Here is a 12935-nt window from a genome sequence, read left to right as displayed (position 1 = left end):
CGGTCACAGTGCAGCGCTGGCGTGGCTTGGAGGACATCCCCCAGGACTGGGGGCGCAGCGTCGTCACCATCGGCTCCTACGACGGTGTGCACCGCGGGCACCAGCTGATCATCGGCCGCGCTGTGGAACGGGCGCGCGAACTGGGCGTTCCCGCCGTGGTCGTCACCTTCGATCCGCACCCCAGCGAGGTCGTACGCCCCGGCAGCCACCCGCCCCTGCTGGCCCCGCACCACCGGCGCGCCGAGCTGATGGCGGAACTGGGCGTGGACGCGGTGCTGATCCTGCCGTTCACGACCGAGTTCTCGAAGCTGTCGCCCGCCGACTTCATCGTGAAGGTGCTGGTCGACAAGCTGCACGCGAAGGCGGTCATCGAGGGCCCGAACTTCCGGTTCGGACACCGGGCGGCCGGGAACGTGGCGCTGCTCACCGAGCTCGGCGGGACGTACGACTACACCGTCGAGGTCATCGACCTCTATGTGAGCGGTGAGGCGGGCGGCGGCGAGCCGTTCTCCTCGACCCTCACCCGCCGGCTGATCGCCGAGGGGGATGTGACGGGCGCGGCGGAGATCCTCGGCCGGCCGCACCGCGTCGAGGGAATCGTCGTACGCGGCGCGCAGCGCGGACGCGAGCTGGGCTTCCCGACGGCGAACGTCGAGACCCTGCCGCACACCGCCATCCCCGCCGACGGCGTGTACGCGGGCTGGCTGCACGCGAACGGTGAGGCGATGCCCGCCGCGATCTCCGTCGGCACGAACCCGCAGTTCGACGGCACGGAGCGCACCGTCGAGGCGTACGCGATCGACCGGGTGGGCCTCGACCTCTACGGGCTGCACGTGGCCGTCGACTTCCTCGCCTACGTACGCGGCATGATGAAGTTCGACTCGATCGACGAGCTCCTCGTGGCGATGGCCGCCGATGTGAAGCGCTCCAGCGAGCTGATCGCCGCCCACGACAACAAGGTCTGAGCGGCTCACACACCACGGCGCACGGCCCCGGACCGACCGGTCCGGGGCCGTGCGCCGTGGTGATGCGGCCGAGGTCTACACGGTCGCCGCCCAGTGGCAGGCGACCTGGGTCGCCCCGCCGCCCGCGAGTACCGGCAGGTCCTTCGTACGGCAGGCGTCGGCCACCCCCGCCCGCTCCGCCTCGCCCGAGGCCAGGACCTGGCAGCGGACGTGGAACCGGCAGCCGGCCGGCACCTTCGAGGGGTCCGGCGGCTCCCCGGTAAGGATCACCGGTTCACCCTCCGCCTCCGGCAGCACGGACAGCAGCGCCCGCGTGTACGGGTGCCGGGGCGCCGTCAGGATCTGCTCCACGTCACCCGTCTCCACGATCCGGCCGAGATACATGACGGCCACCCGGTCCGCGATGTTCCACGCGAGGCCCAGATCGTGCGTGACCACCAGCGCGGAGAGGCCGAGCTCGTCGCGCAGCCGCAGGAGCAGCGCGAGGATCTCCCCGCGCACCGACGCGTCCAGGGAGGCCACCGGCTCGTCGGCCACGATCAGTTCGGGCTGCAGCACGAGCGCACCCGCGATCACGACCCGCTGGCGCTGACCTCCCGACAGCTCGTGCGGATACCGCAGGAAGAACCGCTCAGGGGGCCGCAGCCCGGCCCGCGACAGGGCCTCCGCCACCGCCTCCTGCTCGTCACCCGGATACCCGTGGATCCGCAGGCCCTCCGCCACCGCGTCGTACACCGTGTGCCGGGGGTTGAGCGAGCCGCTGGGGTCCTGGAGCACCAGCTGGACCCGCTTGCGGTACGCCTTGAGGGCGCGGCCGGAGTAGTTCAGCGGCTCGCCGCCGAAGGTGACCCGGCCGGCCGACGGCGGGACCAGGCCCAGCAGCGAGCGGGCCAGGGTCGTCTTGCCACAGCCCGACTCGCCGACCAGGGCGACGATCTCACCGGGCCGGATGTCGAGGTCGACCCCGTCGACCGCACGGGCCGGGCCTGCGCCGCGGCGGCCGGGGAAGGTGATCCTCAGGGCCTCCGCGCTGAGCAGGGGAGTGGTGGTCATGTCGTGCTCCTTGCTTCCTCGGCGGCCGGTTCGACGGCCGGCCCGCCGGGCCCCACGAGCACACAGGCCGCGCTGTGCCCGGAACCGGCGCTCCGCAGCTGCTGGTCCTCGGTGGCGCAGGTGCCCAGCGCGACCGGGCAGCGCGGATGGAACGTACAGCCGGAGGGCAGCGCCGAGGGGTCCGGCGGGTCGCCCGGCAGACCGCGTGGGGCATGCCTGGACGACAGGTCGCCGATCTTCGGGAAGGCGGCGGACAGCGCGTTGCCGTAGGGGTGGGCGGCGTTCTCGTACACCTGCTTCGCCGGACCCTCCTCGACGACGCGGCCCGCGTACATCACGGCGAGCCGGTCGCAGGTGTCGGAGAGCACCGCCAGGTCGTGGCTGATCATGATCAGGCCGAGATCCTGGTCGGCGACGAGCTGTTCGATCAGGCGCAGGATCTGCGCCTGGATCATCACGTCGAGAGCCGTGGTCGGCTCGTCGGCGATGACGAGACGCGGGTCGCAGGCCAGGGCCATCGCGATCATCACGCGCTGGCGCTGACCGCCGGAGAGCTCGTGCGGATACGAGTCGGCGCGCGACGCCGGGAGACCCACCTGCTCCAGCAGCTCCCCGGCCCGCTTCCGGGCGGCGGCGGGTGTCGCCTTCCTGTGGAGCAGGATCGGTTCGGCGATCTGGTCCCCGACGCGGTGCACGGCGTTCAGCGAATGCATCGCGCCCTGGAAGACGATCGAGGCGCCGGCCCAGCGGACCGCCCGCAGCCGGCCCCACTTCATGGCGAGGATGTCCTCACCGTCGAGCAGGATCTCGCCCGTGAGCTTCGCGGACGCGGGGAGCAGGCGCAGCAGCGCGAGCGCGAGCGTCGACTTCCCGCAGCCCGACTCCCCGGCGATGCCGAGCTTCTGCCCGGCGTCGACCCGCAGGTCTATGCCGCGTACGGCGGGGACGGCCGAGGCCCCTGAGCCGTAGGTGACGTGGAGATTTCTGACTTCGAGCAACGGCTGCCCGGTCGTCGGCTCGGATGTGGTCAACGGGTCACCCCCAGTTTGGGGTTGAGCACGGACTCGATCGTGCGGCCGCACAGCGTGAACGCGAGCGCGACGACGGCGATGGCGAGTCCGGGCGGAGCGAGGTACCACCAGTTGCCGGAGCTGACCGCGCCTGCCTCGCGGGCGTCCTGGAGCAGTCCGCCCCAGGAGACGATCGTGGGATCGCCGAGCCCGAGGAAGGCCAGGGTCGCCTCGGTGAGGATGGCGGTGGAGATCACCAGCGTGGTCTGCGAGAGCACCAGCGGCATCACGTTGGGCAGGACGTGGCGGGACATGATGTGGCCGTGGCCGCCGCCGAGCGCCGTGGACCGTTCGATGTACGGGCGTGACTCGACGGACAGGGTCTGGGCCCGGACCAGTCGCGCGGTCGTCGGCCAGGTCGTGACACCGATCGCGAGGATCGTCGTCCAGACCGACCGTGAGAGCACGGTGGCCAGGGCGATGGCGAGCACCAGGGTCGGCATGACGAGGAACCAGTCGGTGATCCGCATGATCACGGTCCCGTACCAGCCCTTGAAGTGCCCCGCGGTGATGCCGACCAGCGTGCCGATCGCCACCGAGAGGAAGGCCGCGAGCAGGCCGACGGTCAGCGAGACCCTCGTGCCCCAGATCAGCAGGGCCAGCAGACTGCGCCCGAACTGGTCGGTTCCCAGGGGGTATTCGGCACTGGGCGACTCCATCGGGCCGGCCGTCGCGCCGGTGACGCTCTGCGAGTCGGCGCCCACCAGCACGGGGGCGGCGATGGCCAGCAGCCCGATCAGTCCGAGGACGACGAGGCCGGCGATACCGGCGCGGTGGGTGCGGTACTCGCGCCAGAAGCGGATCACCGCCCGGCGGCGGCGGGCCCGGGTGAGGGCGCGCGGGCTGATGGTCTTCACGGCATCGGTGGAAATCGTCATCGGCCCACCCGGGGATCGAGCAGCGGATAGATCACATCGGCGAGCGTGTTCATGAGGATCACCGCGGCGGCGAAGACGAAGAACAGTGCCTGCACCAGGGGCAGGTCGGGCACGCTCAGTGCCTGGTAGAAGAGTCCGCCGAGGCCGGGCCAGGAGAACACGGTCTCCACGAGGATGGCGCCCGCCACCGTGTTGCCCAGGTTGACGAAGAGCAGGGTCACGGTCGGCAGCATCGCGTTCGGCACGGCGTGGCGGCGGCGTACGAGGTCGTCACGCAGCCCCTTGGCACGTGCGGTGGTCAGGTAGTCGCTGCCCATCTCGTCGAGCAGCGAGGAGCGCATCACCAGGAGCGTGCGGGCGTACTCGACGGCGACGAGGGTGACGACCGGCAGCACCAGGTGGTGGGCCACGTCCAGGACGTACGCGAAGCCGCTCTCGTTTCCGGACTCCATACCGCCGGTCGGGAAGATCCCGGGGATCGGTCCGATGCCCACCGACAGAGTGATGATCAGCAGCAGTCCGAGCCAGAAGGACGGCACGGAGTACAGCGTCAGCGCGAAGGCGGTGTTGAAGCGGTCCCCGAAGGAACCGTTGCGCCAGGCGGACCTGGCACCCAGCCAGATGCCGATCACGGTGTAGATCACGAAGGCGGTGCCGGTCAGCAGCAGCGTCGCGGGCAGCGCCTCGGAGATCTTGTCCATGACGGGGGCGCGGAACTGGTAGGAGGTACCGAAGTCCCCCGTGAGCGCCTTGCCGCAGTAGTCGGTGAACTGTCGCCAGACCGGCAGGTCCAGGCCGAACTCTCGGCGCATCGCCGCGATCTGTTCCGTGGACACCTGCCGGCCGCCGGTCATCTGCTTCACCGGGTCGCCGGGGATCAGCCGGAAGAGGAAGAAGCTGGTGATGAGCACGGCGAACAGGGAGATGGCCGCACCGGCCAGTTTGCCCGCCACATAGCGGAGGTAGGCGGTCGTGCTGCGGGAGCGCGGACCGCGGGCCGACGGCCCGGCCGGAGCCGGACCGCCGGTCTGCGCACTGTCCACGCCCGACGCGCTCTTCAGCAGCGCGGGTGTGTTGTCTGTGCTCATGGACTATTCACGGTCTTCCGCGGTGGAACGACGACGCATGGCGAACAGCAGCCCGCCACCGGCGAGGACGACGACGGCGACACCGATCCCGATGAGGACTCCGGTGGAGCTGCCACCGTCGTCGGAGGAGCCGTTCGACGCCCCGGCGGCCGGAACCGCCGACCACCAGCTCCAGTACCCGTCCTGGCCGTAGATGTTGCCCGCGGCGGACGGCATCGTCGTGATCGACTTGATCTGGTCGGTACGGTACGCCTCGACGGCGTTCGGATAGGCCATGACATTCATGTACCCGGTGTCGTACAGCCGCGACTCCATCTGCTTCACCAGATCGGCGCGCTTGGCCGGGTCGTACTCGGCCAGCTGCTTCGCGTAGAGCTCGTCGTACTGCTTGTCGCAGATGAAGTTGTCCGTCGCCGCGGACTCCTTCGGCTTGGCGGGCAGGGCGGCGCAGGTGTGGATCGACATCACGAAGTCCGGGTCCGGGTTGACGGACCAGCCGTCGAAGGCGAGGTCGTACTCACCGGCGTACCAGGGGTCGGAGACGTTGTCGATGCAGTCGACCTTCAGCCCGATGCCGAGGCCGCCCCACCACTCCTGGAGGTACTTGCCGATCGCCTTGTCGTTCGGGTCCGTGGCGTGGCACAGGATGCGGAAGTCGAGCGGCTTGCCGTCCTTGCCGACGCGCTTGCCGGCGCCGTTCTTCTTGTAGCCGGCCGCGTCGAGCATCGCGGCGGCCTTCGCCGGGTCGTAGCTCAGCTTCTGGTCCGCGGACGGCTGCCAGAAGTACTCCGAGTAGCGAGGCGGGATGTATCCCTCGCCCTCCACGGCGTGGCCCTGGAAGACCCTGTCGATGATGGTCTTGCGGTCGACGGCCATGAAGAGCGCCTGACGGACCTTCTGGTCGAGCAGCGCCGGATGACCGTCGCCGAACTTCGTGCCGTCCTTCGTTCGCGCGCCGGGGTTCGTCGCCAGTGCGTAGAAGCGCCGGCCGGGCGCGTCGTTGACCTTGATGTTCTCCGCCGTCTTCAGCGAGGCGGACTGAGCGGGCGTCAGGCTGGGGCTGCCCGCCACGAACGAGACCTCGCCCTTGCGCAGGGCGGCGACGGCGGCGTCCTGATCCTTGTAGTAGCGGAAGACGACCTCGTCGAACTTCGGCGAGCCGCGCCAGAAGTCCTTGTTCGCCTTGAGCTTCACATAACTGTCGACCTTGTAGTCCGTCAGGATGAACGGACCGTTGCCCACGACCGGGAACTTCTGGTCGTTGTTGAACTTCGAGAAGTCGCCGACCTTCTCCCAGACGTGCTTCGGCACGATCGGCACATCGAGCGCCGCCATCGTGGCCTGCGGCTCCTTCAGCTCGATGACGAGCTGCTCCGGCGTCGGAGCTGTCACCTTCTTGAAGTTGCCGACGAAGCTGCCGTTCGAGGTGGCCGCGCCCTCGTCGGTCATCATCTTGTTGAAGGTCCACGCGGCGTCCTCGGCGGTCGCCTTCTGCCCGTCCGACCACTTCGAGTCGGAACGGATCGTGTACGTCCAGGTCAACTTGTCCGGCGACGGCTCCCACTTGGTGGCGAGCGCGGGGATCGCGTGGTTGTCCTTGGGGTCGTAGTTGGTCAGGTAGTCGTACATGAGCCGGTGGATGCTCGTGCTGAGCAGACGCTGCGCGAGGAACGGGCTCAGGGAGTCGACGCTCTGCGCGACCGCGACCGTCAGGGTCGTCTTGCCGCTGTCGTCGGCCTGGGCCTCCTGCGGCGCGGGCGCGAGCGGATTTCCCGGTACGACCGAACCGGCTGCGAGCGCCAGTGCTGCGGCGCAGGAGGCCAGGAGGAAACGCATGGTGCGACGTGGGAGGGGGGAGGGGGAGGGAACTCTTGTGACCATGGGACGTTGACCTCGCGTCATGACTCGCATGGAGAAGGCGGGCAGATCTCTGGTTCGCCAGCTGGTGAAGCGAAGGTTTATCAGCGGTGGTCGAGCCACGTCAACGGTGTGCCAAACGGCGTGTGGGCTGCGGGAATGCAAGAAGGGCCCGCATCGGGTGAACGATGCGAGCCCTCATTGGTTTAGACCTCTACTGCCCTACTGCTGAGGGGCTGGTGGGGGCTGCGGAGGCTGCTGCTGCCACCCCGCCGGCGGTACGGGCCCCTGCAGTTCGGCTTCTCTTGACCGTCCGTCATGCTGCTGGTGCGCCGGCGCGGCTCCGGCCGGGTTCGTACCCGGCTGGGCCTGCGGGGGCACCGGCTGCTGCCAGCCGTTCTGCTGCGCACCGGGACCGGGCTGCGGCGGATAGGGCTGCTGGGGAGGCTGCTGCTGCGGGGGCTGGCCGCCGTAGGGCTGCTGCTGCGGATACGGCTGCTGCGGCGGGTACGGCTGGTAGGGCTGTCCGGCCTGCGGCTGCCCCGGCTGCTGCGGTACGTAGGGCTGCTGGCCGGGGGCCTGCTGGCCCGGCGTCTGGTGCCCGGGCATCGGCGGGGCGAACTGCGGGGGCTGGCTGCTGCCGTCCGCGGTCCACAGTCCCTGCTGCTGCTGGGCACGCGCGAAGTCCTCGGCGACCATCGCCGAGAGGTTGAAGTACGCCTCGCGGGTCTTCGGCCGCATCATGTCGAGGTCGACCTCGGCGCCCGCCGAGAGGTGCTCGTCGAACGGCACCACGACGACGCCGCGGCAGCGGGTCTCGAAGTGCTGCACGATGTCGTCGACCTTGATCATCTTGCCGGTCTCGCGGACCCCGGAGATGACCGTGATGGAGCGCTGCACCAGCTCCGCGTACCCGTGGGCCGACAGCCAGTCCAGCGTCGTCGAGGCGCTCGACGCACCGTCGACCGACGGCGTCGAGATGATGATCAGCTGGTCCGCGAGGTCCAGCACCCCGCGCATGGCGCTGTAGAGCAGGCCGGTGCCCGAGTCCGTCAGGATGATCGGGTACTGCTTGCCGAGCACGTCGATCGCGCGCCGGTAGTCCTCGTCGTTGAAGGTCGTGGAGACCGCCGGGTCCACGTCGTTGGCGATGATCTCCAGGCCGGAGGGCGCCTGCGAGGTGAAGCGGCGGATGTCCATGTACGAGTTGAGGTACGGGATCGCCTGGACGAGGTCGCGGATCGTCGCCCCGGTCTCACGGCGCACCCGGCGGCCGAGCGTGCCGGCGTCCGGGTTGGCGTCGATGGCGAGGATCTTGTCCTGCCGCTCGGTGGCCAGCGTGGAGCCGAGCGCGGTGGTCGTCGTGGTCTTGCCGACACCGCCCTTGAGGCTGATGACCGCGATCCGGTAGCAGGAAAGCACCGGCGTGCGGATCAGTTCCAGCTTGCGCTGGCGCTCGACCTCCTCCTTCTTGCCACCCAGCTTGAAGCGGGCGGAGGCGGAGGGGTTGCGGCTGCTCTTGGCCTTCTGCTTGCCCCGCACCAGGCGGTCCGAGGAGAGCTCCACGGCGGCCGTGTAGCCGAGCGGGGCGCCGGGTACCGAGCGCTCGCGCTGGTCATGGGTGACCGAGGTCGGCCAGGCGCTACCGGTGCGAGGGTCCACGGGGGGTCCCTGCGGTGCCCCCTGAGGCGCCTGCTGCTGGGGAGGCTGGGGGTGCTGGGGGTGCTGGGGGTGCTGCTGGTACTGCGGGGGCTGCTGCTGCGGAGCCTGGTAGAGCTCGGGCTGCCGCTGGGCGGTGACGGGTGCGGGCAGGTTGGGCGTGCCCTGGACCGGCTGCTGCGGGGCCTGCGGAGGCAGTGGTGCGCTCTGCGCGGGGAGGTGCGGCTGCTGGGGGGCGGGCGCCTGGGGCGGCTGCGGGAAACCGTAACCGCCCTGCGCCTGCGGGAACCCGTAGCCGCCCTGGCCGGGCTGCTGCTGCGGCTGCTGGTGTTGAGGCAGCTGAGGCTGAGCCTGGTGGGGAGGCTGGGGTGCCGGTGCCTGACCCTGGGGCGGCTGCGGGAAGCCGTAACCACCCTGCGGAACCGGAAGGTTGGGCTGCGACGGCGGGATCTGCCCCTGCGGGGGCTGCGGCGGCGCCTGCGCCGCATGAGGGAAGCCGTAGCCGCCGGGTGCCTCGTTCGGAGGTACCGGTGCGGGCCACTGGGGCGCCGCCTGCGGCGCGGTGGGCTGCGGTGCGGCCGGCTGGAAGGCGGGCGGCAGCGGCGGCAGGGCGCCCTGCGCGGGCGGCGCGGGCGACCAGGGAGCCGGGGAGGAGGGCGAGGGCGCCTCGGACGGCGTCACGTCCTGGGGTGCCACGCCGACGGGAGCGTCCGAAGGCTCTTCGGCCGGTACGGCCGCCGGGTCCGTGGGCTCTGCGTCGCCCGGCGCGGTGGTGACATCCACGACAGCCGGGAGGGCTGCCGGCGCCGAGGTCTCGGGGGCGTCGGCCTCGTTCGTGGCCCCGTCCTCCGAGGACTCCGGCACACCGTCCGTCTCGCCCGTCACCGGGGCGATGTCCTGGGCGGGCCGGTCCTGGGCGTCCGACTCGTCACAAGCGTCCGGGGCGGGGTCCGGGCCGGATCCCGCGCCCGGGAGCGCCGCCTCGGCCGCGGCCGCCGCTTCCCGTTCCGCGATCTCCTGCTTCAGGGCGGCGGGAGAGAACCGCATGGTCGCGCCGCTCTCCAGGTCGCCACCCCCGAAGGGCTCCGCCGCGCCACCGGAACCGGCCGCCTCGGCGGCCGAGGCGTTCGAAGTGGAGGACACCGAAGAAGCCGAAGACGCAGACGGCGCGGAAGGCACCGGCGGCGCCGCGGGCTCGGGTGCGGCCGGCGACTCGCCGTCCGTGGGCCCGGCCACCGCGGCCGGTTCCGGCCGCGACGCGGCCCAGTTGGGCTCGAAGCCGCTCCCCGTCGGCAGCCCCGGTACGGACACCGGCGCCCCGTTCGGCGGGGGAGGCGGTGCGAGATGCGAACCGGCGCCACCCGACGAGTCCCCCGCGGCGTTCTGCGTGTACCAGGCGGGAGGGGTGTAGTCGATGGTGAACTCACCCGTCATCTCTGCGGGATCCGCGTCGGACGACTCGTCGACGGGCGTGTTCCATCCCCCGCGGATCTCGTCCCGATCGCCGTTCACTTTGCCTCCTGGTGTGGTCGAGCACCCTTGTGCCGTGGTGGGTGGGGGCGACCGTTCCCGTTGTCCGATCCGCCCGGCTCTCCCCCTTGCGACGCACATGACCTGTCCACAGGTTTCATTCGCCGCGCCTGACCCACCCTAATCGCCATCGGCCCCGGTACGGCAGGCCGTACCGGGTCACGACGACGACCGGTGGGCCCAGGCCCCGCTCCCAAGTGAGCCGAGTCGCGCGGAGCGTGACGTGAGAAGCGGTCAATTCGGTATTTCTCCGTACGCAACGAAAGGGTGGCCGCCCGACCGGGCAGCCACCCCTCGTACCGGAGAGACCTCTACGTGAGGTCGAATTCACCGTCCCTGGCGCCCAGCACGAACGCTTCCCACTCCGCCTCGGTGTAGCGCAGCACGGTCCCGGGATCCAGCGACGAGCGCATCGCGACCGCGCCCCCGGGAAGATGCGCGATCTCGACCCGCTCCTCGGCGTCCTCGGTGCCCGGAGCGCTCAGCCACTTCGCGTCCGAGATGTCGAGAGCGTAGAGCTCTTCCTTTTCCTGCTGGGTGCCCATGCCGGCGTCCCTTCGATCGAGCGTGTCGGTCCGAAAGCCATGCTCCCCGGGAGACGCGTGCCAGGGGGCGAAATCGCGGAAGGAATCAGTCCATCCGGCGCACGGTGCCCAGGAGACCGTTCTCGGCGTCCGTCCCACTCGTCATCACCCAGTGACGCTCACGGCCCGCGACCCAGAGCGTCACGCCGTCCGCCAGGGTCGGCAGCGCGTCGGTCTCGATCCGCGTGAGACCCAGGATCCGGCCGATCTGTTCCGCCTCGCCCGGCGAGACCCGCTGCACACCCACGAGTGTCGCCGACCGCATCAACCGCGGTGCGACGGGGCTCAGATAGGGCAGCAGGGTCAGTACGGACTGCCAAGGCGAGGACACCACACGGCCACGCGGAGGCCGCATTCCACAGTCCCGCACGACCACGACCGGGCTGCCCACGGTCGCACCCGTCGGCGGAACCCGGCCCACGTCGTACAGGGTGATGCACTCCAGACCCGCGCCGGCCGCCTGCGCCAGCGTGGTCCACGCCTGCGCCCGCCCGGTCTCGACGGCGACCCGCGCACCGGTACCCGCCGCGCGCAGAGCCAGTACCTGCGCCGTCCAGAGGCCGCCGATCAGCAGGACGTCGTACGGCGTCGGGCGGTGGAAGCCGATCATCTGCGGGCGGCCCTCGGCGTCGTCGCCGATCACCACGCCGTCGTCACCGACAGGCAGCGCCAGTGCGCCCAGATGGTCCGCCGCCAGCGTGTGCCCCGCGTGCCGGGGACCGCGCAGTCCGCGCCTCGGCTCGGTCCTGTTCGTCACTGCGTGCCTCCCAGGGGGAGCGTCGCCAGCACACCGGGGAACTGCTCCCGGTCCAGTCGCACAAGGCCGACCTTGGCGTGCTGTGCGGCTTGCTCCAACGTCCGTCGTACTCCGACCAGTTCGGTGTCGGAGCCGCCGGTGATCCGTACATGGCCGCCCACGGTCACCGCTCCTCGGTGAGCACCTCGCCGGACCGTCAGGCTGAACGTGGTCGCGTGGGCGGGGACCGAGGTCAGCAGCGCGACCAGCTGGGGGAGCGGCGTCGCCCCACGCCCGAGCTCGGGCCAGCGGTCGACCGCGTAACTGGTGTGCCACCGGTCGTCGCACCGCCACACCCTCGACGTCTCCTTCGTCCGCCGCTGCGGTGCCGCGTCCGGCCGCCCCGCGCGGGCCGACAGGATGGGGTTGGCGCAGGCCGAGGTGGCCACGGCGGAGTTCAACTCCTCCTGGTCCAGCACCGAGGCCCGGAAACCGGCTCCGGTGATCCGGCTCGCCACATGGTCCGCGACCCGCACCAGACAACGCTGCGCGCCCTCGACGCCGCCGCCGCGGGCCTCGATGGCCTCCCGGCACAGTTCCGGATTCAGCTTCACGGCCACCCAGGTCATCCGCAGCGCGGGCGCCCCCGTCCGCTCCTGCAGGGGGGCGTACGAGAGCCGGGCCACCGACTTCTGGGGCAGATGAGGCGCGGGAGCCGCACGCACCTGCTGCACCAGTTGCGCCGACTCCAGGACGATGTCGTCGACCTCCAGCGCGTCGCCGAGGAGCGACAGCGGGAGCGCACGCGCGCCGAACGCGGGACGCAGCGCCTCACCACTCGCCTCGACCCGCACCACCGCGGTCAGGAACGTCCCGTCGCCGAGCATCCCCACCGTGCGGCGGTCCCGGTCGACGTAGATGTACGGAGCGAACCCCGGCACGTTCTCCGCGACCGGAGCGAGCGTCGGCTCCACATCCGGAGCGGCCACGGTGGAGGCCCGCCCGCGTGCGCGCAGCGCCATGGCCGCCGACACCCAGTCCTGTACGGCGCTGCCCCGGCGGCGTATCACCGTGAGCGCGATCAGCAGGCCGGCGACGACGAGGGCGGGCACCGTCCACAGTCCGCCCAGTGTGAAGCCCACCGCGGCGATCGCCAGCGCCGCCTCGACGAGCACCAGCTGCCGCAGGAGGGGGCGGACGCGACCGGTCCGCGAGATCGAGCGGAGCGTCGTCGCCGCGGGAGTGCCCGCCTGCGCGGGGGAAGCCGCTTCCGCCGGCCCGTTGCTGCGTTGCCGTCGGGAAGGGCCGGGGGTTCGCGGGCCAGATCGTCCAGTGCGCTCGCGCGTCGCTGTACCCATCGCCGCCTTGCCCCCTCGTGTCCGTATTTACCGTTAATTTCGCGGGCGTTGACCGGGCGATCACCCTACCTGAGCGTGGGGTTGGGAGCGCCAACAGGCATAGTAGGGGGCCCGGTACTGCGGCAGGTGCCGGTGGTGTGTGTGGGAACCTGGTTGC

At 71.0% G+C, this 12935-nt stretch carries 10 protein-coding genes; 1 reads left to right on the top strand and 9 read right to left on the bottom strand.

All coding sequences use genetic code 11. The features are described 5' to 3' along the window. The first annotated feature begins 8 nt into the window (after window positions 1-8). Window positions 9-965: a bifunctional riboflavin kinase/FAD synthetase gene (locus AB0C82_RS00145; protein WP_362834543.1), complete on the top strand. Its 957-nt coding sequence runs from the start codon at window positions 9-11 to the stop codon at window positions 963-965. Window positions 966-1040: 75 nt separating this feature from the next. On the opposite strand, the gene AB0C82_RS00140 is transcribed toward AB0C82_RS00145, so the two are convergent. From AB0C82_RS00140 to eccE, 9 genes are all read right to left on the bottom strand, one after another. Beyond that, the gene (locus AB0C82_RS00140; RefSeq protein WP_362834541.1) at window positions 1041-2018 is read right to left on the bottom strand and encodes an ABC transporter ATP-binding protein; all 978 of its coding nucleotides are present in this window, start codon (window positions 2016-2018) and stop codon (window positions 1041-1043) included. Continuing rightward, window positions 2015-3049, bottom strand: a complete 1035-nt coding sequence (locus AB0C82_RS00135) for an ABC transporter ATP-binding protein (RefSeq protein ID WP_362834539.1) — start codon at window positions 3047-3049, stop codon at window positions 2015-2017. The genes AB0C82_RS00140 and AB0C82_RS00135 overlap by 4 nt, the downstream gene beginning before the upstream one ends. Next, entirely contained in the window at window positions 3046-3966 is a 921-nt protein-coding gene (locus tag AB0C82_RS00130) for an ABC transporter permease (RefSeq protein ID WP_362834537.1), read from the bottom strand. Before AB0C82_RS00130 ends, AB0C82_RS00135 begins: the two co-directional genes overlap by 4 nt. Next, window positions 3963-5054 carry an ABC transporter permease gene (locus tag AB0C82_RS00125; RefSeq protein ID WP_362834535.1) on the bottom strand — a complete coding sequence of 364 codons (1092 nt, stop codon included), beginning with the start codon at window positions 5052-5054 and terminating at the stop codon, window positions 3963-3965. Before AB0C82_RS00125 ends, AB0C82_RS00130 begins: the two co-directional genes overlap by 4 nt. A 3-nt stretch (window positions 5055-5057) precedes the next feature. Continuing rightward, window positions 5058-6935 (bottom strand): ABC transporter substrate-binding protein, encoded by a 1878-nt coding sequence (locus AB0C82_RS00120; protein ID WP_362834533.1) that lies wholly within the window; start codon window positions 6933-6935, stop codon window positions 5058-5060. A 198-nt stretch (window positions 6936-7133) separates the two neighbouring features. Next, window positions 7134-10082, bottom strand: coding sequence for an SCO5717 family growth-regulating ATPase (locus AB0C82_RS00115; protein ID WP_362834531.1), 2949 nt, complete (start codon window positions 10080-10082; stop codon window positions 7134-7136). Window positions 10083-10411: 329 nt separating this feature from the next. Next, the gene (locus AB0C82_RS00110; RefSeq protein ID WP_362834530.1) at window positions 10412-10645 is read right to left on the bottom strand and encodes a DUF397 domain-containing protein; all 234 of its coding nucleotides are present in this window, start codon (window positions 10643-10645) and stop codon (window positions 10412-10414) included. Between the two features lie 85 nt (window positions 10646-10730). After that, entirely contained in the window at window positions 10731-11441 is a 711-nt protein-coding gene (locus AB0C82_RS00105) for a hypothetical protein (protein WP_362834528.1), read from the bottom strand. Then, complete coding sequence (gene eccE, locus AB0C82_RS00100; RefSeq protein WP_362834526.1) at window positions 11438-12778, bottom strand: type VII secretion protein EccE; 1341 nt, start codon at window positions 12776-12778, stop codon at window positions 11438-11440. The genes AB0C82_RS00105 and eccE overlap by 4 nt, the downstream gene beginning before the upstream one ends. Window positions 12779-12935 lie beyond the last annotated feature (157 nt).

Origin of the sequence: Streptomyces sp. NPDC048560 (assembly GCF_040650955.1) — a bacterium.
In the GTDB taxonomy this organism is placed as follows: Bacteria; Actinomycetota; Actinomycetes; order Streptomycetales; family Streptomycetaceae; genus Streptomyces.
Note: the sequence above shows the minus strand (reverse complement) of the source record. Positions and strands in the feature narration are given on the sequence as shown.